The 23195-nt window shown below is 37.2% G+C and carries 29 protein-coding genes and 1 tRNA gene; 25 read left to right on the forward strand and 5 right to left on the reverse strand.

All coding sequences use genetic code 11. The features are described 5' to 3' along the window. The first annotated feature begins 2 nt into the window (after positions 1-2). The 20 genes from IGJ41_RS01485 to IGJ41_RS01580 all read left to right on the forward strand — a co-directional run bounded on the left by IGJ41_RS01485 (position 3) and on the right by IGJ41_RS01580 (position 15691). Positions 3-245: a hypothetical protein gene (locus tag IGJ41_RS01485; protein ID WP_016618524.1), complete on the forward strand. Its 243-nt coding sequence runs from the start codon at positions 3-5 to the stop codon at positions 243-245. A gap of 95 nt (positions 246-340) precedes the next feature. After that, the gene (locus IGJ41_RS01490; RefSeq protein ID WP_063855942.1) at positions 341-910 is read left to right on the forward strand and encodes a phage scaffolding protein; all 570 of its coding nucleotides are present in this window, start codon (positions 341-343) and stop codon (positions 908-910) included. Positions 911-912: 2 nt separating this feature from the next. Then, on the forward strand, positions 913-1773 hold the full coding sequence (locus tag IGJ41_RS01495) for a hypothetical protein (protein ID WP_016635118.1): 861 nt from the start codon (positions 913-915) through the stop codon (positions 1771-1773). A 96-nt stretch (positions 1774-1869) separates the two neighbouring features. Further along, positions 1870-2274 carry a hypothetical protein gene (locus IGJ41_RS01500; protein ID WP_438713727.1) on the forward strand — a complete coding sequence of 135 codons (405 nt, stop codon included), beginning with the start codon at positions 1870-1872 and terminating at the stop codon, positions 2272-2274. Beyond that, entirely contained in the window at positions 2268-2612 is a 345-nt protein-coding gene (locus IGJ41_RS01505) for a putative minor capsid protein (RefSeq protein WP_016635120.1), read from the forward strand. Before IGJ41_RS01500 ends, IGJ41_RS01505 begins: the two co-directional genes overlap by 7 nt. Then, entirely contained in the window at positions 2612-2938 is a 327-nt protein-coding gene (locus IGJ41_RS01510) for a minor capsid protein (RefSeq protein WP_002410129.1), read from the forward strand. Before IGJ41_RS01505 ends, IGJ41_RS01510 begins: the two co-directional genes overlap by 1 nt. Beyond that, positions 2938-3336, forward strand: coding sequence for a minor capsid protein (locus IGJ41_RS01515; protein ID WP_085406301.1), 399 nt, complete (start codon positions 2938-2940; stop codon positions 3334-3336). The genes IGJ41_RS01510 and IGJ41_RS01515 overlap by 1 nt, the downstream gene beginning before the upstream one ends. Continuing rightward, entirely contained in the window at positions 3336-3818 is a 483-nt protein-coding gene (locus tag IGJ41_RS01520; RefSeq protein WP_438713730.1) for a phage tail tube protein, read from the forward strand. Before IGJ41_RS01515 ends, IGJ41_RS01520 begins: the two co-directional genes overlap by 1 nt. A 70-nt stretch (positions 3819-3888) precedes the next feature. Further along, positions 3889-4338 (forward strand): phage tail protein, encoded by a 450-nt coding sequence (locus IGJ41_RS01525; RefSeq protein ID WP_438713732.1) that lies wholly within the window; start codon positions 3889-3891, stop codon positions 4336-4338. A gap of 54 nt (positions 4339-4392) precedes the next feature. Continuing rightward, positions 4393-4800, forward strand: a complete 408-nt coding sequence (locus IGJ41_RS01530) for a hypothetical protein (RefSeq protein ID WP_438713734.1) — start codon at positions 4393-4395, stop codon at positions 4798-4800. 5 nt (positions 4801-4805) lie between these two features. Further along, positions 4806-5375: a Gp15 family bacteriophage protein gene (locus tag IGJ41_RS01535; RefSeq protein ID WP_438713736.1), complete on the forward strand. Its 570-nt coding sequence runs from the start codon at positions 4806-4808 to the stop codon at positions 5373-5375. Continuing rightward, positions 5368-8646, forward strand: a complete 3279-nt coding sequence (locus IGJ41_RS01540; protein WP_438713738.1) for a tape measure protein — start codon at positions 5368-5370, stop codon at positions 8644-8646. Before IGJ41_RS01535 ends, IGJ41_RS01540 begins: the two co-directional genes overlap by 8 nt. Then, positions 8639-9361 carry a distal tail protein Dit gene (locus IGJ41_RS01545; RefSeq protein ID WP_438713740.1) on the forward strand — a complete coding sequence of 241 codons (723 nt, stop codon included), beginning with the start codon at positions 8639-8641 and terminating at the stop codon, positions 9359-9361. The genes IGJ41_RS01540 and IGJ41_RS01545 overlap by 8 nt, the downstream gene beginning before the upstream one ends. After that, positions 9361-12534: a phage tail spike protein gene (locus IGJ41_RS01550; protein WP_438713742.1), complete on the forward strand. Its 3174-nt coding sequence runs from the start codon at positions 9361-9363 to the stop codon at positions 12532-12534. The genes IGJ41_RS01545 and IGJ41_RS01550 overlap by 1 nt, the downstream gene beginning before the upstream one ends. 14 nt (positions 12535-12548) lie before the next feature. After that, on the forward strand, positions 12549-12965 hold the full coding sequence (locus IGJ41_RS01555; RefSeq protein ID WP_438713744.1) for a hypothetical protein: 417 nt from the start codon (positions 12549-12551) through the stop codon (positions 12963-12965). Between the two features lies 1 nt (position 12966). Then, positions 12967-13218, forward strand: a complete 252-nt coding sequence (locus IGJ41_RS01560) for a hypothetical protein (protein ID WP_438713746.1) — start codon at positions 12967-12969, stop codon at positions 13216-13218. Between the two features lie 26 nt (positions 13219-13244). Next, complete coding sequence (locus tag IGJ41_RS01565; protein ID WP_438713748.1) at positions 13245-13625, forward strand: hypothetical protein; 381 nt, start codon at positions 13245-13247, stop codon at positions 13623-13625. A 47-nt stretch (positions 13626-13672) separates the two neighbouring features. After that, positions 13673-13927, forward strand: a complete 255-nt coding sequence (locus IGJ41_RS01570; protein WP_438713750.1) for a phage holin — start codon at positions 13673-13675, stop codon at positions 13925-13927. After that, a complete protein-coding gene (locus IGJ41_RS01575) occupies positions 13924-14928 on the forward strand; it encodes a GH25 family lysozyme (protein ID WP_438713752.1) in 1005 nt (334 codons plus the stop codon). Before IGJ41_RS01570 ends, IGJ41_RS01575 begins: the two co-directional genes overlap by 4 nt. Before the next feature lie 689 nt (positions 14929-15617). Next, positions 15618-15691, forward strand: a tRNA-Ile gene (locus tag IGJ41_RS01580). 193 nt (positions 15692-15884) lie between these two features. Here the strand turns inward: IGJ41_RS01580 and IGJ41_RS01585 are convergent. The 3 genes from IGJ41_RS01585 to IGJ41_RS01595 all read right to left on the reverse strand — a co-directional run bounded on the left by IGJ41_RS01585 (position 15885) and on the right by IGJ41_RS01595 (position 18041). Then, entirely contained in the window at positions 15885-16133 is a 249-nt protein-coding gene (locus IGJ41_RS01585; protein WP_425150468.1) for a hypothetical protein, read from the reverse strand. A gap of 291 nt (positions 16134-16424) precedes the next feature. Next, complete coding sequence (locus tag IGJ41_RS01590; protein ID WP_010827109.1) at positions 16425-17045, reverse strand: flavin reductase family protein; 621 nt, start codon at positions 17043-17045, stop codon at positions 16425-16427. A gap of 21 nt (positions 17046-17066) precedes the next feature. Next, entirely contained in the window at positions 17067-18041 is a 975-nt protein-coding gene (locus IGJ41_RS01595) for a ring-cleaving dioxygenase (protein ID WP_002355221.1), read from the reverse strand. A gap of 265 nt (positions 18042-18306) precedes the next feature. On the opposite strand from IGJ41_RS01595, the gene IGJ41_RS01600 reads away from it, so the two are divergent. After that, a complete protein-coding gene (locus IGJ41_RS01600) occupies positions 18307-18663 on the forward strand; it encodes a DMT family transporter (RefSeq protein WP_002386054.1) in 357 nt (118 codons plus the stop codon). Further along, positions 18660-18971 carry a DMT family transporter gene (locus IGJ41_RS01605; RefSeq protein WP_002355223.1) on the forward strand — a complete coding sequence of 104 codons (312 nt, stop codon included), beginning with the start codon at positions 18660-18662 and terminating at the stop codon, positions 18969-18971. The genes IGJ41_RS01600 and IGJ41_RS01605 overlap by 4 nt, the downstream gene beginning before the upstream one ends. Positions 18972-19066: 95 nt before the next feature. Here the strand turns inward: IGJ41_RS01605 and IGJ41_RS01610 are convergent, their stop codons facing one another. Further along, complete coding sequence (locus tag IGJ41_RS01610) at positions 19067-20113, reverse strand: chitinase (RefSeq protein ID WP_002364979.1); 1047 nt, start codon at positions 20111-20113, stop codon at positions 19067-19069. Positions 20114-20155: 42 nt separating this feature from the next. Continuing rightward, positions 20156-20740: a lytic polysaccharide monooxygenase gene (locus IGJ41_RS01615; RefSeq protein ID WP_002355225.1), complete on the reverse strand. Its 585-nt coding sequence runs from the start codon at positions 20738-20740 to the stop codon at positions 20156-20158. 274 nt (positions 20741-21014) lie between these two features. Between IGJ41_RS01615 and IGJ41_RS01620 the strand changes: the two genes are divergently transcribed. The 3 genes from IGJ41_RS01620 to IGJ41_RS01630 are packed head-to-tail and all read left to right on the forward strand — an operon-like array spanning position 21015 to position 23186. Then, positions 21015-21749, forward strand: a complete 735-nt coding sequence (locus IGJ41_RS01620; protein ID WP_002355227.1) for an acyl-ACP thioesterase domain-containing protein — start codon at positions 21015-21017, stop codon at positions 21747-21749. Between the two features lie 50 nt (positions 21750-21799). After that, complete coding sequence (locus IGJ41_RS01625) at positions 21800-22633, forward strand: DUF72 domain-containing protein (protein ID WP_002358361.1); 834 nt, start codon at positions 21800-21802, stop codon at positions 22631-22633. 16 nt (positions 22634-22649) lie between these two features. Continuing rightward, positions 22650-23186, forward strand: coding sequence for a haloacid dehalogenase (locus tag IGJ41_RS01630; RefSeq protein WP_002383648.1), 537 nt, complete (start codon positions 22650-22652; stop codon positions 23184-23186). Positions 23187-23195: the final 9 nt, after the last annotated feature.

A 23195-nucleotide genomic window follows, 5' to 3' on the forward strand; every position in this document is an offset into this window, starting at 1 on the left:
AAATGGTATATAGACCGCATTATTTAAATGTTGAACATATTGTTGAAGAAATTTATTTAGGGGATTGTGTAAAACCAGTTGCTAGAAATGTATTAGCTAAAAACACAGGTAGAAAAAAAGTAGTTCAAAATGCGAGAAGTAAAAAGAAATATGAAGTGTTTAATGATTCAGACCCCTACGATCGATTGGATGCCGATTACGAAGAATATTTAAAAAGAGAAGAAAACAGGTCTAATTACCGTTAGGCTTTTTATTTTATACCTAGACCTGCTCGGAAGTCTCAAAAAGACGGCTCACAGTGGGAGTTGCCACTCAAAAAACACTTAGGAGGAACAGATTTATGAAAAAAGAGGATTTAATCGCATTAGGCATTGAGGAAGAAACTGCAAAGTCGATTATGGCGTTACACGGGAAAACAGTTACGCAACTGAATGCGCAAGTAGCTACCGCGGAGAGTGAACGTGACAGCGCTAAACAAGAACTAAAAGCGAATCAAGAAGAATTGACGGCCTTAAAAGAATCAGCACAAGGCAACGAAGAGTTATCTCAAAATCTGGCCGATTTACAAGCGAAGTTCGATGAGGCGAAAACCAATTCTGAAAACCAATTAGCCGAACAACAAAAAGACTTTGCCATTCAATTGGCTTTAAAAGAAGCGAATGCACTTGATGAAACGATTGTTCTTGGTCTTTTAGATAAAGACACTATTAAAGTTGTTGACGGTAAGTTACAAGGCTTTGAAGAACAATTAAAGGGACTTCAAGAAAATAAATCATTCTTGTTTCAAGAAGCAAAAGACCCTGAACCAACTCCGCCAACTCCTCAAATTTTGGCTGGTGGAAATCCTGCAGGCAATGCAGCAGGTGGAAAAAGCATTGTACAAAAAATTCAAGAAAGATTAGGTGAATAATTATGGCAGTAGTATTAGATTCAAAAGATTTAGCAACAATTGATAAAGAATATCGCGCAGATTCCCAAGTATGGGATATTTTGACGCAAGGCGCAAAAAGTATCACTGCAGCCGATTTTGTAGGCGTGAACGAAGTACGAGTGAATAAGATGTCAGGATTCATGGAAGCAACGCAATACAAACGTAATGGGGAAAATGCACGTAACCAAATTGATATCGCCAAAGAAACAATCAAATTAACGCATGAAGACTGGTTTGGTTATGATGTCGATCAATTAGATCAGTCTGAAAGTGCAGCGTTAACGATTAATAACATTGTGACAGAGCACAAGCGTTTAGTCACTGTACCGCATCGTGACAAAGTAGCAGTACAAGTAATGTTTGATAGTGCTGAAAAAAAAGTGAATGAAACATTAACAGAAGACAATATTTTAGCGGCTTATGATGCTGCAGAAGAATATATGACAGACAACGAAGTTCCTGGCGGATATGTAATGTTCGTTTCGGCAGCAACCTATCGCTTGCTAAAAAATGCCAAAGGGGTAACAAAATCATTTTCTACTAACCAAATGGCAATCAATGGTATTAATCGCACAGTAGCTCAAATTGACGGTGGCGTGCCCATCTTAAAAGTGGCGAAAGACCGTTTCTCAGGTGTGAACATTGAAGATAAATTAAACTTTATCATTGTTCCTTTAACTGCAGTTGCGCCAATTGTCAAATATGGGACAGTTGATACTGTGCCAGCTTCGCAAGACCGTAGTGGTTACCGTGATACAATTAAAGGTTTGGATTACTATGATGCAATTGTATTTGATAATGCGAAAAAAGCTATTTATGTGTCATATGTCCCAAAAGCGTAGCCCCGAAAGTTGGTAATCTAACGCCGACAACAAGCGGGGTAGTTATTGAAATGGAAGAAGGAGCTTAGTCTCCTTCTTTTTTAGGAGGAATCTAAGATGTCCTATATTGATTTTGAAGAGTTTAAAGAGCTTACAGGCGCCACAGATGAATATAAAGATAACTTTGACAAATATTTAGTAAAAGCCACCGCAGCGATTGATAATGTAACGAATTACTTTTATCAGTTCAATGATATAACGAAAGATTCTAGGCAATTTAGAGTGAAACAGTTTAAACTCGCTCTGTGTGCGCAAATAATGTATTTTGTCGATGTTGGTGCGGATACGTATGAAAGTATCAACAATGCCCCTCAAAGCTTTTCAGCAGGCCGTACGAGTATTTCTAATTCCAGTCGCTACAATCCTTCTGGAAATAACGAAAGTAAGTCGTTGACTGCCGAAGACGTTTATTTGTATCTGGAAGGTACAGGTTTGTTATATCGAGGTGTTTCGTCATGCTAATGCCAAAGCCACCCAAAAAGTTCTTAGTTGATTCCTTTGAGTATAAAGAGTACTTAGGGGAAGGCGATTGGAACAAGCCAGTATACAAGGAACCGATCCTTATTGAGTATTGCCGAATTGACAGAGGAAGCCAATATACCTTTTCATCAAGCGGTAAACAGCTGCTCTATAACGGATTGATTTTCTGTTATCACGGATTGACTATGCCCTTTCCTGAATTCAAAGAACAATCATTGGTTATTTATGATGGTAAGGAACACGTAATCACTAAAATTGATACTGTCATAGAAGCCTATCAAGCAGCCACTATTTATTCTTATGAGATTGAGGTAGTCTGATGGGGATTAAGGTAAATTTAAGCGGTGTAAGAACCAAAGTAAGCCCTGAGGCAATGAGACGAGGCAGATATGCGCTGGGTAATCAAGCGATGGCAGATATGAACCAATTTGTACCACGAAAGAATAATATTTTAAGGCAAAGCGTTCATTTATCAAGCAATGGTGAAAAGATTATTTACGGCACGAAATACGCGAAACGTCAATTTTATTTGAACGGAAAAAAATATACCACACCAGGTACTGGGCCAAGATGGGATTTAAAAGCAAAAGGCGCTTATCTAAATTCGTGGAAACGGGCTTTTCTGAAAGGAGCGGGTATTAAGTAATGGATTTTCTTGATTGTTTAAATGAAAAGATAAACCAGATTCCTAATTTGCCGTTAAATATCCGGAAAGGATACCTTTCAGCACTAGAAAGTTTAGTGATATACCCATTACCGGGCGGTAAGGTAGAAACCGAATATTATGACGGAATCAAAGACGAGTTGTTAAACTATGAAATTGCCATGAAATCAAAAGACGGTGGTAAGATAGAGCATACGTTATGGCTGCTATCGGATATATTAGAAAATATTGAAGAACTACCAAGTAAAGATAGCTCTTTTGAGTATAACAATTTAACAATAACGAACAGACCTTTCATCAATGAAGCAGATGAACAAGGTTGGTTCGTTTTTTTATTAGATTTTCAAGCAAAATTAACCACATTCAAGGGGGAAAAATAATGTTATTAAAAATGGATATCCAAATGTTTGCACGTGAAAAAAATGCGAAACGTGAACACTATATCGCTGAATATACACCAGGGAAAGAAACAGCTCCTTCGGAAGATACAGAATGGTTGCGACTAGCAAAATATATTTCTAGTATTAGTGACGATTCAGATGAAGAGACAGACGACACAGGATTCTATGATGGCGACGGTACACCAGAAACGACTGTAATATCGGTATCTGGCGCATACTCACCAGAAGGGGTTTACGATGCAGAAGACCCTGCGCAACAATTAATTGCTAGAAAAAAATATAAACTAGGGGATGCTCGTAAAGTTTGGCATAAGATCATTATGACTAACGGTGATGTTTATATAGGCCGAGCTACGGTAACGGATATTAAAGCCGGTGCGGGGGATGCGACAGCATTTGAAGAATTTAGCTGTTCTATTAAATTCGATACTCTTCCTACGATTACACCAAAAAAAGCGTAGCCCCGCAAGTCGGTAAACTAACGCCGACGACAAGCGGGGTTATCGTTGATATGAAGGAGGAAGATCGGAAATGACTAAAGAATATGTAATTTATAAAGGTAAAGAAAAAATTGTATCTGGTGCTTCTCCACTAGAGATTACAGAAATTGCGCCGAATACTGAAGTGCAGGCAGGGACATATAAAGTTTCGGCTAAAGGAAGTCAAAACTTTACAGATATTTCAGCGTTTAAAACATTGCCAATTGCTGTAACTGGTTTAGAGTTTTCTCCTAAAACGTCAACTGCTGATGCAGGTGCCGCCGGTAATCGGCAATTAACCGTAACTGTTAAACCAGAGGATGCAACAAATAAAAAAGTGAAGTACAAGATTACGCCTGAGGTCAAAGGTCTTACTGTTTCTGAGAAAGGGAATATTATTTGGGATGAGAATGTCCCGGCTGGAGTTTATACGACAACAGGAACAACAGAGGACGGCAAAAAAACAGATTCCCACACTTTAACGTTAAATAATCCAGCATAACTATATAAATATAAAGGGCAGCTGCTTGCTGTCCTTTTTTATGGAGGTAATTAAATGAAAGCATTAGAGATTAACGTAGCACGAACTGGTTTTCCGGTTATTTTAGCAGGACATGAATTTTTCTTTAATAGTTCACCAGAACATTTAATCGAGGTACAAAAAAACTATGAAGCGTTTGAAAAAGAAGTAGATTCGATTGAAGGGCCCAATGAAGACGATGCAGATAGTTTGGACTTAGAGCCGTACAAAGAGTTGTTAGCAAAAGGGTATGACGTCATGTTAGGCGAAGGAACATTCGATACGTTGTATGCGGATATTCCAGACATCAACGCATGGTTAAACGCTTTCTTTGATTTATACAACGGGATTTCCGAGCAACTGGACGAATTCAAAGAGGAACAAACAAAAAATTCCCAACGTTTAAAAAAGAAGTACTTGAAAAAAGTTAGCAAGAAAGGGTGAGCGCAATGCGGTTAAACGATCCGCTGCCCTCTTTTTTTGAGTTTGAAGAGAAAGAGTATCCTCTGAATCTTGCTTTTGATCGTGTGTTGGATGTTTTCGACGTGCTGTCTGATGACGGGATGAATCTTTCAGACAAGGTAGAGACTTGTATAAAGATTTTAGTTGGTGATGTAGGACTAGATATTATATCTCAGTTTGTGATGTTCAGAGAACTATACGATACCTATCTCGTCTTTGGTGAAAAATCAGAAGTGGTAACCGATGAATTAGGAAATGTTATGCCAATGAAACCAGTCAGTAAAGATATGGACATTGTATTAGATGCAAAATACATTTATGCCTCTTTTCGACAAATAGGTATCAATTTATTTGAGGAACAGGGCCGTTTGTCTTGGGAAGAATTCCAAGTATTGCTAGAAACGTTGCCAGATGACACGCCTATTCAAAAAATTAAAAGTATCCGTAACTGGAAACCGCAAAAAGGAGAAAGTACTGAACACAAGGAACAAATGAGAGAACTTCAAAGGCGTTATGCATTACCAAATTACGTAAGGGAGGAGGAAGAAGATGGCTGATGGAAGTGTAGTAATTGATGTCGATGTGAATGGGAAGGACGTCACAGGGCTAAATAATCAATTAGACCAATTGGAAGGCAAGTCCGCCAAAGCAAGTCGAGGCATTGGAGACATGGTCAAAGCGATGGGGCTCGTTAAGTTGGGCAGTGCAGCATTTGATGTTTTAAAAGGCTCAATTGAAGGAGCAGTTACACGTTTTGACAAGTTGAACCAGTTTCCTAAAGTTTTAACAGCTATGGGAGCTAGTACAGATGATGCTACCCGTGCAACGAATAAGTTGAAAGAAGGAATTGATGGGCTACCAACGAAATTGCAAGATGTGAGTGACACTACGCAACAAATGTATAGTGTTTTTAAAGATGCCGATTTAGCGGCTGACAGTACACTTGCTTTAAACAATGCTTTACTTGCTAGTGGTTCTAGTGGTGAAAAAGCACAACGTGGAACAGAACAATATATGAAAATTCTACGTACTGGGAAAGTTGAACTTGATTCCTATACGACTTTACAAGAAACCATGGGCTTTGGATTAGATAAGTTAGCAGAAAAATTTGGCTTTACAGGCAAATCTGCGCAACAAGATTTGTACAAAGCCTTACAAAGTGGTCAGGTTACCGTTGAACAGTTCAACCAAGGGTTAATTGATATCCAAGATGGCTTAGGCGGAACAAAAGAAGTCGCTCGAAAAACTACAGAAGGTATAGCTACTTCTTTTTCAAACTTGAAAAACTCCATAACTAACGGAATGGCAAATGTGTTAACTAAATTTGATGAGATCGTAACGAAAGTTTCTGGAAAAAGTATTGCGGCTAATTTGAATAGCCTAAAAGGCATTGTAAATAATACGTTTTCAGCGATTACAAAAGCCATGGATGGCTTAATCCCTGTTATTGATTCAATAAAAAAGGCTTTTGCTGATAATCAATCAATAATAAAAATATTTTCTGATACATTCGATCAAGCTTTCAAAATAATAGGATTTATTGTATATGATGTAATAAATATTCTTCAACGATTTTGGGGAGAAATATCGAAAAGTAGTGAAAGTTCAAGTTTAATTGATACCTTATCAAGTGTGTTTACTACCTTGAAAGATGTTGTGTTAGATGTATTAGAAAATATTCAATACTTTTTTGATATTCTTGGTTCTGTTGATGTTCCGGAAAAATTAGGAGCTGCATTTAATAATTTAAAAGATATTTTGTTCGATTCTGTTGAAGCAGTTGCCAATTTCTTTGGTAGTTTTAATCTAGGAGAAACAAGCACTTCTATTACCGAGACTTTAATAGATACTGTTATATTGCTAGTAGATACTTTTTTAAAAGTAACCGAAAAAGCTAAAGATTTTATAAAATGGATTGATAGCGGTTCGACTGCATCAGATGTTTTTAAAGGGGTAATAGTAGCCTTAGGTGTCGCTATATCTGGCGTTGTTCTGTATTACAAAGCTTGGCAAACATATATCAATCTAGTAGTTAAAGCACAGAAAGCTTGGAACTTAATTACTAAAATTGGAACAGGAATACAAACGGCGTTTAATGCAGTTATGTCTATTAATCCGATTTTTTTAATAGTAGGAGCCATAGCAGCGCTAATCGCTGGATTAGTTTATTGGATAACCAAAACTAAATCTGGCCAAAAAGCATGGAAGGCCTTTACAGACTGGCTTGTAAAGGCTTGGGAAGGTATGGTCGATTTCTTCAAAGGAGTTTGGGAAGGAATAACAGATATTTTTGATTCTGCAGTTAAAACGGTTAAAGAGCTCTGGAAGGGTACGATGGATTTTTTCAAAAAACTAGGTGAAGATATAACGTCTATCTTTAAATCTAGTATAGAAACAGTGAAAGACTTGTGGAGCGGTGTAACAGAATTTTTCCAAAGTTTATTAGATGGAATTATTTCGGCATTTAATACGTCTGTTGAATTTTTGAAAGGTATTTGGCAGTCTGCAGTTGATGTATTTAACACTATTTGGGAAACCATAGGTCCAACAGTGATGATTATTGTTGATGGCATTGTAGAACTCTGGAATAATTTCACAGAAACAATTACTGGTATATGGGAAGGAATTAAAACGACTGCGGAAGGCGTTTGGGAATTGATTAAATCTGTAATTATGGGCCCTATACTACTATTAATTGATTTGATAACTGGCGATTGGGAACAATTAAAGGAAGACTTATCAATGATTTGGGAAAGTATAAAAGAAGCCGGTAGTATGATCTGGGACGGCATACAACAGATAATTGGTTCATATGTTGAAGGCGTAGTCAATTTTGTAAAAACGGTTTGGGAAACTGGAAAAAACTTCTTAAGTGATATATGGGAAGGGATTAGCAATATAGCTTCTACAGTGTGGGATGCAATTACTAGTACAATTTCAAATTTGGCACAAAGTGCGCTTGATGGTGCTAAAAACGCATGGAGCGGAGCGAAACAGTGGGCATCCGACACTTGGGAAAGCGTTAAGCAAACTTCTGCCGAAACATGGGATGGAATAAAAACTACAGTATCAGAATCTGCAAAGAATGCTCTAGAATGGGCTAAAAATGCATGGAGTGGAGCAAAACAGTGGGCATCTGAAACATGGGAAGGCGTTAAACAAGCAACTGCAGAAAAATGGGAAAATACTAAATCAACGGTAGCAAATCTTGCAGATGCTACATTAAGAGGAATGGAAAGTGCTTGGAGTACAGCAAAAAGCATTGCATCAGATATATGGGAAGGTGTAAAAGAAACTGTAAAAGCTGCTATGGATTTTGATCTATTTGCGGCTGGTAGAGCAATTATGGAAAGTTTCACTGATGGGCTTACGCATGCATGGGAAGCGACGAAAGAGTTTGTCAGTGGTATTGGTGATTGGATACGAGAACATAAAGGTCCTATTAGTTACGATAGAAAACTTTTAATTCCAGCTGGTAAAGCGATTATGGGTGGTTTAAATGAAAGCTTACAAGCGAGTTTTAAATCTGTCCAAAAAACAATTAAGCCTATGGCTAATCAAATCGCGGATACACTTTCATTTGACAATGCTTTTTCAAATTTTAACTTTACTAGTCCAGAACTAGCATTAAACACAAATATGATGGGTGCTGCTAATTTGGGTAAACAAATTGTTAATAGCAGTAATACATCCAAAACCATTAACAATAAACCGACAGTGAATGTGTACGTTCAGGAGTGGTCTGGAAAAGAAGATATTCAAACGACAATGCGAGAAATTGCGTGGCAAACACAAGTAGAAGAGAAAGGGTGGTTATCGGATGTCTAGTTATATTGAATTTTCGGGGAAAAAATCAACCGATTTTCATTTACGAATCATGAACGGAATTACCTTTTCAACAGCGTCGAGAGATATTCGATTAGAAGAAATCGAAGGTGTAGATGGTTCTGTTATTCTATCTAATAATCGGATGAAAGATATTGATCAATCATTTCCTTGTATTTTAACTTTACCTGAAGGTGGAACGATTGAGAAGGCAACGACTGCGTTGTCTAATTGGTTACACGGTCAAAGCGGATGGGGTGATTTAATCTGGTCAGGTGATCCGGAGTATGTATATACAGCTCTATATTATGAACAAACAGATGTTCAACATGTATTGCATACATTTGGTAAATGCGTATTAAAGTTCAAGCTAAAACCCTATAAATATTTAAAAGAAGGCTTGAAAGAGCGTGTACTCTTAACAGATGGTGCTTTGACAAACGTTGGTACAAGAGTAGCTAAGCCGTTGATAACTATTAAGGGTAGTGGAGACATTACGTTGATTATTAATGGCAAAAATTATGTGTTCAAATCTGTAGATCGCGAGTTAACTATAGATTGCTTAGCTGAAACGGCTACAGGGATAAACAATCAACCCGCATATGATAAAGTTTACACTTATCCTTTTCCTATATTTCCTATAGGCAACGTAAAAATTACTTGGATTGGGCGAATAAAAGAGATGAAGATAACGCCAAGGTGGGAGGTGCTTGTTTAATGAGTAAGCCAATTTTGTATAAAGCGAATGAAACGAATTTTTTTCATTTAGGGTTAGGTGTTCTTAGTGATGCGTTGAATTGTTTTGTATACGAAGAACGGAATGGTTCCTTTTATTTAGAAATGGAAACATTAATAAACAGTGCAAGTTTTAAGGAATTAGTAAACAATCGAATTATTAAAGCAGATGCAGGACATGAGTTAAAAGATCAACGATTTGTTATCAAAAAAATAACCAAAACACACAAGGGTGTTGCAAAAATTTATGCAGAACATATTTCTTATCAAACAGTAGATATGGCCTTACGTCCAGAAGTTACGATTGCAGGGAATGGATCGACTGCTATGCAACAATGGAAAAATGCCTTGGTTGAAAAGAACCTTTTTGAAGTAGATAGTGATGTAACTGTTATTAGCAAAACAGTATGGACTATACAAGACGTGAAAAATGCAAGAGAAGCGTTGGGCGGTGTTAGAGGGTCTATTCTCGATCGTTGGGGTGGGGAATTTAGATTTGATAATCGGCATATCAGCTTAAAACAGCAACGGGGATCACGTGCAAGAACGATCATAGCGTATGGACGAAACCTGACAGATTTGGAACAAGAGGAAAATATCTCAAGTACCGTAACAAGCATTTATCCATATGCGACAAAAAATGACAACGGAAAGGATAAACTATATACAATTCCTGAATTTTTTGTAGATTCAGAATATGTGAATCAATACCCTAACCGTAAAATAGAACTAGTGGATTTTTCTGATGAATTTTCCGATAAGCAAATTCCTAATAATCAACGGCTACGCGAATTAGCAAAGCGATATATTAAAGCGAATCAAGTAGGAATACCTAAAGTATCAATGCATGTTCAGTTTATTGATTTGTCCAAAACTATGGATTATAAAGAAATTGCACCTTATGAACAGCTCAACTTATGTGATATTGTACCTGTTTATTATGAAAAATTAGGCATTCATACGGAAGCAAAGGTTGTTCGAGTAAAATGGAATGTTTTAACGGATAGTTACGATGAAATTGAAATTGGAGATATCCGAACAAGTCTTGCAAAAAGTGTTACGAAACCAATTGAAAATTTGGTGAAACAGGCACAAGTGAAATCAACTGTGGCTCTGAGTTCGGCGAATGGCAAAAACACCAATTTTTATGGAACTGATCGTCCTGAAGCAACGAAAATTAATGATGTTTGGTTTAAGAATGATGGAGAAAATACCATCATGTATATCTGGGATGGTACAACATGGATTGAAACGGTGTCTACTAAGCCGAATGAAGTCTTTATGAAAGAGTTCCGTGAACAAGCAACAACCTTGGATGAAGTGAAAAAACAAGCAAAAGAAGCGATTGATAAATCTAGTAATACTGTGAATAAACTAGCTGAACAAAATAAACAGTTGAGTGATCTAACCCGAGATTTTAAAGCGGATAAAGAAACAACAAGTGCTGCATTTAAACAATTAGATGATAAATTATCAATGACGGTTTCTAAGACCTACGTGGATGAACAAACGGGTAAACTTAATGAAAATATATCAAAAGTGACGCAAAGTAATGATAGTTTAGTCTCTGTTGTAGGTAAGTTAGAAAAAGCTGTCGATGGAAAAGTAACTCAATCTGAGTATAGTTCGTTTGTCCAACAAGTGAATACCCTTCAAACTACGGTTAGGAATAAAGCAGATAAAAGTCAAGTGAGCCAACTAGCTGATCAGTACAATTCCATTGTACAGAAAGTAGAATCTTTGCACGAAGGGCGTCCCAATTTAATACTTGCATCACGATATCCTTATATAGACGCAAGTACGTTGAAGCAAGAATATAGAGGCGAATATTCTGCGATAACGTTAAACGAAGATCATTTAATCGAAGTACAAAAAACAGGTGGTAAACTTCGTTTGTCGAGGAAAGCGAAGCTAACTGCTGAACAGTATTATAAACAGTTAACGTTTTCTGCAAAAATAAAGTTAAATGAAGACGCGGAAGTGCTTTTGACAACTATCTATTATAGCGGTTCAGGAGCCAGTGAAATTGGACGGAGCACAGAAAAATTTTCATTAAAGGAACACGAAGAGCAAGTGGTAGTTTCTATAACACAAGTAAAAGGCAGCTGTGTTTATATGGAGTATATTTTTGAAGCAAATCTTGAGCATGTCCTCTATGTTGATTGGGTTAAGTTAGAGAATGCGGGATTTTCAAATGTGAAAAATACAGCCTGGAGACCTGCTGATGAAGAGTTGGTTACTCAAACACAAATTACTCAAACCTATGACAAGATCATGTTGACAACTATTCAAAAGGGCAAGATTATAGCGCAGCTCAATCAAGAAGCAGGACAAACATTGATTCAAAATAAAAAGCTTTATTTAGATGCCGAAAGTGTCTTTTTTAGTGGCAAAGCGTTTATTCCGAGTGCCGCAATTAAAGAATTGTCTGTGGATAAATTAAGTTCAGGAACATTAAATGCAGCGAACATAAACGTAGTTAATTTAAATGGTAATAGTCTTGTCAGTAAAAGCGTTACAGGTGATAAGCTAGCAACGAATGCGATACAAGTTGGACTTAACAGGTACAGCGATGTTTTGTCTATTGATCCAAACAGTCTTAACTTTTCTGAAAATGGACAACTTTCTGGGAGGTTAACGGGAAAAGGCTTAGAATTTTGGTACGGTTCACGTTATATCGGCTCAATGGGCCATGGTGATAAGTTGTACAATCAAAATATTCGAGGAATAGCGATGCATTTAGAAAGCACAGGAGATTATATCGCTTGGGGATATCGGGAAAATGCGGCAGCTAATGCGTACACAGATATGCTTACACTTGACCCTAGGGGTGCAATGTCTGGCTATAGAGGGATTCACGCAGATTCGCCATTTTTTATGAATGATGGATTTGGAGTAGCAGGGTATGAGCCGCTTACTTTTTCAACGAGTACTATTGGTTTGAGCATAGGGTTTTCGGGCGCGGCAAGTAGATTATTATTTGGAATGCATGATCTTTACTACCTTGTCAATTATAGAAATGAAGGGTGGACAAGATATAGTATAGAGGATGCGGTTATTACAGCAGCCAAATTAAAAGGCTTGGGTAGTATTATTATTCCAACAAGTCTTAGAAGTGATGGGATGATAGGTACCTATAAAGAAATTTCATTATAAGATAGGAGAATTAGATGAAAATAGCTATTAAAAATCGTCAGAGTAGAGAATTTTTAGAGTTGCTTCACTTATTTAGTGGCCAAAAGAGGCAAGCAAGAGCGTTAGCTCGTTTTGTTCGCTTGATTACTAAAGTTGATATGGAAATAGAATCGGATAAAAGAAGTATTTTTCGTGAATTTTGTGTATGCGATGGTGAAGGAGAAATCGTTACAACGGATAATGGAGAAGTAACATGGCTTTCCGGTAAAAAAGAACGAGGGGTACAAGAAATTATTAACGTGTTGGAAGACGAGAGCATTATAGATTTGACAGAATTCGAAAATTATTTCGACGACTTTGTGGATTTATTGGAAAATGAAGCAGTGACATTGAATGGTAAACAAGCGCAAGCATACGATGAGTTATTAGAAATATTAGAAAGGGTTGAGTAATATGCTAGATGTGAAAAAAGAAATTATTTTAACGGGAGAAGCAAAAGTTGATGAACAGGTTGTTATCGGATTAAGTGCTACGATTAGAGATGGAGAACGGGACAGTTACATTTCTCAAAATATATATAACAGCGAATTATATCAAAAAAATCGCATATCTTTAAGAAAAGAAATTAATGAATTTCAAGAGAGAGTCTGGTCTGAAGAGGATTCTTTATCTGAAAAAGAAAAGGCGCCGTCTAGCAAAAGCTAGGCGGCTTTATTGGATGGTGATAAACTTTGGCGTTAAGAAAACGAGTACAAGAACATGAGCAACGATTAGAGAGACATGATCGAGTGATTGATAATTTGGAAACCCAGATGTCAGAAATGAAAAAAACAGTTGAATTAAGTTTTTCTAAAATCGAAGAATCGAATAAATACCTAAGAGATATGAATATGGAACAAATGAAACAGAATAATGAAATACTGACTGCGATATTAGATAAAAATACAGAATCTGACAGGCGATCGGATGAATTAAAGAAAGAGATGGCCGCCCGTAGTTCTGACTTAAAGAAATTAGCGACTGAAAATCGCTGGAAGTTGATCCTAGGGGTTGCGTTGTCAGGCCCCCTTACCGCGTTGGTAGTGGATTTAGTCAGTAAAGCGTTTTGTTAGAAACGGATAAAAAGATTTTTACTAAATGATTGAAAGGATGTTTTTAGATGATTAATTGGAAAGTACGATTTAAAAGTAAGCAATTCTGGCTAACCTTGGTACCTGCTGTATTACTTTTAATCCAAGTATTGGCAGTACTGTTTGGTTACGACTTTAAAACAGATGTTATTAATAAAGAGTTGTTGGACGTAGTGAATGCGGTGTTTGTGGTCCTGTCCATTTTAGGAATTGTTGTGGACCATACAACACCGGGATTTTCTGATGGCGAAAAACAAGTGCCAGAGAAGGATGAAGCAAAATGACGTTAAATGGTATTGATATTTCAGGATGGCAAGCCGGGATTAATCTAGGAGCCCAAGGGGTTCCTGCAGAGTTTGTAATTATCAAAGCAACTGGAGGGACTGGCTATGTAAATCCAGATTGTGATAGAGCGTTTCAAGAGGCAGTTAGTAGCGGGAAAAAGGTAGCAGTCTATCATTTTGCGAATGAAGTAGGGTTCGAGGGGACTCCCGAGCAAGAAGCCACTTTTTTCTTGGAAAATATTAACGGCTACATTGGCAAAGCAATTCTCATATTAGATTGGGAAAGTACAAACAAGGGAGATATTCAATGGGCAAAACGTTGGTTAGACACTGTGAGAGAGCAAACGGGTGTTTCTCCGCTATTTTACACCTATACGGGTATCTTGCAATCGTATGACTTTAGTACTATCGCTAATGCGGATTATGGCTTGTGGTTAGCTGATTATGGCATGAATAGTCCTCAAGAGTATTCTCAACCTACGCCACCATCTGTACCGTATTGGGAATTTATTACCATGTATCAATACACATCGAATGGTCAATTGCCTGGATGGGACGGTCGTTTAGATTTAAATATATTTTATGGTGATAGAGAGGCCTGGGATAAATATGCACGCGCAAAAGAACAATCACCTGTTGTCTCTGATTATCCAGGGCCACCAGCTACTAAGACTAAGAGACGTTATGGCTATCGAGTGGATGATGTACAGCTTGTGAATGGCATTTGGCAAGTGAAAAATGACTTACTAGGACAGCCTAATTTTGATTGGACAGATAATGGAATTGATGTTGCGTATATTGATAAAATTAATCCAGCAACTGGAGAAAATACAAAAGATCAAGAATTACATGTGGGTGACTACTTTGCGTTTCAAACGGCTTCAGTCGGTGTGATTACAGAACAAGTAAATACAGCAGGGAAAATATTATCACATGTTCAATTTCCTGATGGATTTATTTGGCTTTACACACCAAGCGTTGAAAAACTTATTTATGGATAAGTCATGAAAAGCGGTTACCAGAGTATATGAATAAAAATTGATAAAATGTGTTTTATGTTCCTTAGTAACGTAGAAACGTTTTTATACGAGGTATAATCATATTAGGTTACGACACACACCTAAAAAATACTTTCTGGTAGAAGAAGTCGCAGTTGATGGGCGGCTTCTTCTTACGTTCTTCAGTAACGTTTTTTTGAAGTTTATTTTGATATACTGAGTTCAGCTTTATTCATTTAAGGCGCCTTCGTTCATGCCCTCTATTAAATTAGAGGGCTCTTCTTTTGATAGAATCAACAACTAGTTCCTGGAGAACTGAAAAATAAGGGCATTCGTAGTATTATGAAGGTACACCATTTTATAACTCTTATATGCAAGAGTGCTGTAAAATATTGTTACACTTATTTTTTCTCATGAGGTGCCTTCCTCGAGGTGCCTCTTTTTTGTTTTTCTGAATATGATATGTATTTTTTTAATGATGTTCCTGTAGAACATTATTTTGATATGTATATAGGGTATACTAATACTAGACGTAATTCCAAATTTATTCTGAGAGAAAAGAGTTGCTTTAATTGAGGCGACTCTTTTCTTTTACATAAAAAGTAAAAAGTGGTAATTTTTAAGTAGTCACTCCTTGAATAATAGTCAAGGTATGCTCATATCCTTGGGGAGTAGGGTGTGAGCTCTTTTCAGGACCATTAGCTCAGTTGGTTAGAGCAAACGGCTCATAACCGTTCGGTCACAGGTTCGAGTCCTGTATGGTCCATAAAAAAACGACAACAGTGTTATGAAAAGTCAATTCTTTTGAATTACTTTTGATTTTTCTAAATAATTTAGTACAAAGCTTATATCTACAACTTTTTCTAAAGCAAAATACTTTTGAGATACTTTTGGCCCGCTAATTCGATATACTGCATGAAAACAAGCCTCGCTCCCTAAATGAGAGTGAGGCTTATTTTTTATGCACTAATCAAAGTTTTCCTTACAAGCATTTTATCAATGACAAGTTGATTTCTTTTATTCAAATGACCATAGACAGCTAGTTCAGATTTTTCAGGTAACATTAGTAGCGTATTTGCCAGCTCGTGTTTGGAGACGATACAGTTTATAGTTTCGTCCTGTGTTACTAATGAGAATCGAACTAGCATTTTTGGATACATACTTAACATTCTAATCTTTTCAACTACTCCTACATAATTAGTTTTCATAATATCGGCCTCCTATTGATCTTATTATACCGAACTAGCGTTCGTTTTGTCTATCGTTTTACATAACTGTAATATTTGAGTGAAAAGGGCACGAAAAGGGCAAAAGTAGTAATACTTTGTCAGATTATCATGTTTTTCATAAATTTTATTACTATCATATAGCATTATAAATGCCTGTTTTACGGGCTTTTACTACCTTTGTGAAAATTGGACCAAATCCTTGGGATCCAATGGGAGCATTAGCATAAAACAGAAAAAGAAGGCCCCCGCCGTCATGGCGGGGCCTTCTTTTTACGTTGGGCGGCGAACTTCACGGATTTCGCCCAATGTTGTATAATCATTGCCTGCTAAACGAGCAATCGGTTGGAGTTTAGCAGGTAAAATGTACTGATGTTCTTCATCAAAAACGGCTGAATCAAAATAGAAATCGGTAATTTCTACAATGAATAAATCCGTAATAATTTGACCTTCATGGTTAGCAATAGGTACATATTGATGTAAGCGAGCTTCCATCCGAATTGGCGCGGCTTTGATTGCTGGAACAGCAACAGTCTGGCTGGCAATGGTTTCAATACCGAATGTGTCAATTTCACTGATCTCTGCTGCTAAAGGTGCCGAAGTCTGATTCATTTGAGTAAGAACGTTTTCGTTAACGAAATGGATGACAAGTTCTTTAGTAGCCAAGATGTTTCGTGCCGTATCTTTAGGCTCTTTGTCTGGTCGTAAAATGGACAACGTTGCTAAAGGAATTTCAGCTGCCGCTGCATTAAAGAAACTAAAGGGGGCAGCATTGACGATACCTGTGGCTGTATCTTGTGTTGTAACCCAAGCGATTGGCCGAGGAATAATACTTCCTGATAAAAATTTATACGCTGTTTTTGCAGATAACTCGTTACTATTGTAATGAATCATAGGAACCTCCTAGAAAAAATACTAATTTCGTTGAACATTCGCATCTGAAGTATCGAAAGGACGCACAAATTCTTCAATCCCTGCCCGTTTTGGTTCTAAAAATGGCGGTAATGATAATTTTTCGCCAGCGTGTTCATAGGTTTCATCCTCTAAAAATCCAGGACCATCGGTTGCCAGTTCAAATAAAACATGTGTTGCTGCCAAGAAATATTCAGATTTAAAGTAAAAACGTTCCACAAAGCCAGAATTAGGAAATTCCAAACGATTAATTTTTTCAATCCAGAAACGTAGTGCTTCCTCATCGGCAACGCGCAAGGCTAAGTGATGGACATTGCCGTAGCCTTCTTGAGCCGCTGGCAAATCTTCCCGATGCTCTACGATGATGCTGGCACCATTCCCACCTTCGCCAACTTCAAATAAATGGAAACTACCTTCAGCATCAATCAATTTGAACCCTAAAACTTCAGTTAAAACTAGTTGCAGATGTTCGTAATTTTCGACAGTTACAAAGGCTGGACCTAAGCCGATTAAAGCATGTTCACTAGGGACGTTAGATTTTTTCCAAGGCGTGCCGGCTGCAACACCTTGGTTCTTTTCATCAGAAATAAGTTGGTAACGTTGATTGTCAAAGTCTTCAAATTCTAAATACTTTTTACCAAAACGTTCTTGAATTTCTCCATGATCAATTGCATATTCATTAAAGCGTGATACCCAGTAATCCAAAGCAGCATCATCTTTTACACGGAAGGAAGTACGAGAAATTGTATTGGTTCCTTTGGTTCCTTTAGGTAAGCCTGGAAAGTCAAAGAAAGTCATATCTGTTCCGGGAGAGCCGGCATCATCAGCAAAAAATAAATGATATGTTTCAATATCGTCTTGGTTAACAGTCTTTTTAATTAAACGTAGACCTAAAATATCGGTGAAAAAGTGATAAATTTTTTCAGCACTTGAAGTCATGGCAGTGACGTGGTGTAAACCTAAAATTTGTGTATTCATAATAAAAATCCTCCTAAAAGAAAAATAATTTTTTAATTAATTAACTTACTAAAAGTAAGTTTAAATGATTAGTCCTAAAAATGCAAAAGAAATGTCTCGAATTCGAACTATTATTTTTTAGTTGATTTTTTAAAAAAATAAGAATATAATAGCCTGAGATATTTTAATACATAAACTTTCGTAAACATCGCCGGATGCTTGCGACTAAAGTGTTAATGAACAGTTCTTAGGCCATAGCTGAACTGTTTGTTGGCACTTTTTTTGTTTGGAAGGGAAGGAAAACAAGATGAGTAAAGCTTGGTTAAAAGTTATTTTTGGCGCTTTTTGTGAAGTGATTTGGGTCATTGGCATGAAGCATAGTACAACATGGTGGGAGATTTTAGGGACAGTAATCGCAATCTTTATCAGTTTTTATGCGCTGATTAAAGCAGGAGAGGAATTGCCAGTTGGCACAGCCTATGCTGTATTTGTCGGCTTAGGTAGTGCTGGAACTATTGTAACAGATCATTTTTTATTCCACACACCTTTGGGTATAGGAAAAGTTCTTTTTCTGTTGCTGTTATTAATAGGTGTGATTGGCTTAAAAATGGTAACTGGAAATAAAGAGGAGGAAACAAGATGAGTTGGTTATACTTAGTCATTGCAGGCTGTTTTGAAATCTTTGGCGTAGGTTCAATTAAATTATTTACAACAAAAAAAGACTTACGTTCATTGTTAATTTTAATTCTAGCGTTTAGTGGTAGTTTCTTATTTTTATATTTAGGGATGAGACAATTACCGATGGGCGTTTCTTATGCGGTTTGGACAGGAATTGGTACAGCAGGAGGCGCTATTTTAGGAATGCTCTTAGGTGAATCAAAAGACCTACGACGGATATTTTTTATTTTTTTAATCATTGTTTCTGTGATTGGTTTAAAATTAATTGGTTAGAAGGCGAGAGAACATTGTTTGGATTATTGAAAGACAGGTGAGTAAAATTTAAAAAGAGACAGAACCAAGTGCGGTGTTCTGTCTCAAAATAGCTTTTATTTTACAAGGTTACTATAACGTGTCGCAAATTCATTGTTGTAGGACTTGCCGTTGACATCTTGACCAACGTCCCAATTTGCAGACCAAGTCATTAAGCCACGGATAGGATTACCGTCTTTTGCTAACTGATCAAAAGTTTTGGCTACAGGGGTAGCCTCAACGACATAGCCGCTACCAGCAGCATCCCGATTTGCTGGTAAACCAAGGACTAATTTATCGTTTGGTATCTGTAGATAGCCGCGCGTGCCATGGATTAATGAATCAGACATATAATAGAGGAACTCGTATTTTAGAGCATCGTTGCTTTGAGCAACCCAAGTCATAATTTCATCAACCCAGACACCGTCGCCGCCTTGGTTATATAATTGTGGGGCAATGTAATCATAATAACCATTTAGGGAAGTAATGTATGTTTCATAAGCGGCACCAGGTTTTAAATAAGGGAATTCTGGCGCCATCGTAATGATGAAATTTTTTCCTTGTGCTCGATAATGGTCTTTGACTATTTTCAACGCAGCAGGGATGACGGTTTGGTTGTCGCCAGCAGTAATCGCTAATTGCTCTAAGTCGATGTCTAAACCATCAAAGCCGTATGTTTCCACTTGACGAATGATTTCATTCGCAAAGGCTTGTTCATCGCCTTTGACTAATTGGATATGTGCATCTGCTCCGCCAAGTGCCAATAAAACTGCTCGACCTTGACTATTTAATTGTGCGACTTCTTGTCGGAAGGCAGTGTCTGTTTGGTTATAAGGCTTGAATGTAGGAATCCGTGTCGTGCCATCGCTTTTCATGAAGGAAACCGGTACGACATTGTAGGCTTGATTTACTTCTGAAAGGTTCAGTGATGCTGATGTTCCTTGTTTGTAACCATCGCGTCCTTTTGAGGCCCAGTTATGCCAATATCCAACCAACACTTTTTTGCCAGAGATATCTACCATCGTATCCGCAGCATCTGCAGAAGCTTGAGTAGGCGTTAACCACAAGCCAACTGCAACGGTTGAAAGAAGGAGAAAAGCAGGAATTATTTTTTTTAGCTTCATTTTTTGAGAACTCCTTTAATTTAGTTTAAGATGTGAGTATTTTTACTGAATGTTCACATCAATCGCTTGGTAAAAGGCGTTCACCGTATCACCAATGCCCCAGACAGCGTAAATGACATGATAACCTTTGCGGTCTGTCGGAATATTAATTGTTTGTTTAACAACTTTATTAGGAACTTCTTGTTTGCCGTCAATTGAAGCAATTTTGTCGAAGTTTTTAATGTCTAATGGTTGATTGGGATTCCAGCCATTTTTAGTAATATAGTAATCCCAAGAAGCAGTTCTATGTTGGGCAGTTAAGTTCCAAGTGATGTCAAGGGGACCTGTTGTAATGTTTGTTTTGTGCCAACGAGTAGCTGTTTGTTCATCCAAAGGTTCAAAACCTGAGACACCTGCACTGGCTAATTTACCAGTAATAAACGTATTTTTGGGCGCTTCGATACTTTGAGGTTCCCATTGTGCACGACCAACATTTGTATTTAAGTTACCACCAGCAGAACTACCAAAGAAAGCACGACTTCCAGGACTTGCTACGTAACCATGAGCCTCTGAAACAGTAGGGGCCAATGCAGCGCCACCTAAAACAAAACTAAAAGCCAGGACGATTGTTAATAAACTCTTTTTCACGAAAAAAACCTCCTAAAAAATTATTTTGTATGCGCTTACAGATAGGAATATAACATAATAATCTTTCGGATACAAATAATAAGAAATGTTATTTTTAAAAATAAAACAATATTTTTTAAGTAATATTAAGAATGTTTTTAAATAATATAAATAATAGTGTTTTTCAAAGTTTTGTTAATTTTTCATTCGGAATCGCAATTGAAGAAATCACGTGGTATACTTTTAAGAAGAAACAATGACACGAAAGTAGCCATTGGAAAAAGGAGATTATTTCGTGGGAAAAAAACATACATCCTCTTATGAAGTTGCCTACTATGACGGCGATTTTACTGGTGCAATGAAGATACCGGCTTTGTTAGCGGTTGTCATTAAAGTATCAGAAGAACAAACAGAATTACTAGGAAGAGATGCGGCTTATGTCGCCCAATTTGGCCTAGGCTGGGTCATCACCAACTATGAAATAGAGATTCACCGCTTACCAAAAGTTGGTGAAAAAGTAGCAATTACAACGCAAGCTATGAGTTATAACAAATATTTTTGTTATCGTAACTTTTGGGTTCATGATGAAGAAGGCAATGAATGTGTCTTTGTGAAATCAACCTTTGTCTTAATGGATCAAAAAAATCGGAAAATCAGTAGTGTGTTACCAGAAATTATTGCACCTTTTGATTCTGAAAAAATCACTAAAATTTATCGCCATGAAAAAATTGAAAAAGTCACAGAGGGGAACTTTTTACCTTATCGTGTGCGTTTTTTTGATATTGATGGCAATCAACATGTTAATAATGCGATTTACTTTAATTGGTTATTGGATGTGTTAGGGTATGACTTTTTAACAACGCATCAACCGAAAAAAATTCTTGTGAAATTTGATAAAGAAGTAGAATATGGGCAAGAAGTCGAAAGTCATTACGAAATTGTCGAACAAGAAAATCAGTTGAAAACGCGCCATGAGATTCGGATTGATGGTCAAACCTATTGTGAAGCGAATATCGATTGGACCAACTAAGTTGAGATAACGGTTTAGAAAAATAAAAAGTTACGCAGAGGAGGAAGGACATGATTCGCTTAGGATTAACATCTTTTAGTGAACACGACTATTTAACTGGAAAAAAACGGGCCACGCTTTATGAATATGCCAGTCATTTACCGCTAGTTGAAATGGACACGGCGTATTACGGGATTCCTCCCAAAGAACGAGTAGCTGAATGGGTCAAAGCAGTTCCCGAAAACTTTCGCTTTGTCATGAAAGTTTATAGTGGAATCAGTTGTCAAGGTGAGTGGCAGACTTATTATGCAAGTGAAGAAGAAATGATCACCGCCTTTTTAGAAAGTATGGCCCCATTAATTGAAAGTAAAAAATTATTTGCCTTTCTAGTACAATTTTCAGGAACATTTGGTTGTACGAAAGAAAATGTCGCTTACTTGCAAAAAATTCGTCACTGGTTTAAAGACCTACCTATCGCCATTGAATTACGAAATAATTCATGGTATCAACCAAACTTTGTAAAACAAATGTTGCAATTTATGAAAGAAAATCAATTTTCACTTGTGATTGTAGATGAACCGCAGATTCCTACGAATCCAGTGCCCTTTTATCCGTATGTAACGAATCCTAATCTCGTGCTCTTCCGGTTTCACGGACGTAATGCGGCTGGCTGGTTAGCCAATGATGCAGAGTGGCGTAAAAAAAGAACCCTCTATCATTATAATACGCAGGAAATCGCTGATTTAAGCGAAGCTGTTTTAAAAATGTCGCAAGAAGCTAAAGAAGTGGGCGTAATTTTTAATAATAATTCTGGCGGCGATGCCGCAGAAAACGCTCTACAGATGCAAAAAGTCTTGAATTTGAGTTACGATGATTTGAATCCAAAACAATTAGATTTATTTTGAGAAAGAAGGTAGCTGAATGTCTGAAAAGCAATCCCCTTATGAAATGGCTTGTGCCTTCCACGAGGTTTTTAATCCACAACAACCAGAGCAACCAACTGCTTTTTCGCCAGAGTTAGCCAGTCGACGAGCAGAGTTTAAAGTCGAAGAACTTGTGGAATTTTTATATAGTGCTGCTAATAATGATCAAGTGCTTTTTCAACAATTGGTCAACGGATTAAAAAAATCTGTCGATAAAGCAGAGCAGAAAGTCTTGGCGAAAGGCAAACCAGTATCTGATCCTTTAGTGGAGGAAGTGGATGCACTAGTCGATTTATTGTATTTTACTTATGGTTCGTTTTGCTTAATGGGCGTCAATCCAACAAAAATTATTGAAATCGTTCATCAAGCCAATATGGGAAAATTATTTCCAGATGGGCAGCCACATTATGATCCAGAAACAAATAAAGTATTAAAACCTGAAAATTGGGAACAAGATTTTGCGCCAGAAGCTAAAATTAAAGCGGAAATTCAACGCCAATTGAAAATTACTGAAACCAATGAAAAAGACGAATGAGAAAACTCA

It is taken from the genome of Enterococcus sp. DIV1537a (assembly GCF_051712085.1).
GTDB classification, from domain to species: domain Bacteria; phylum Bacillota; class Bacilli; order Lactobacillales; family Enterococcaceae; genus Enterococcus; species Enterococcus faecalis.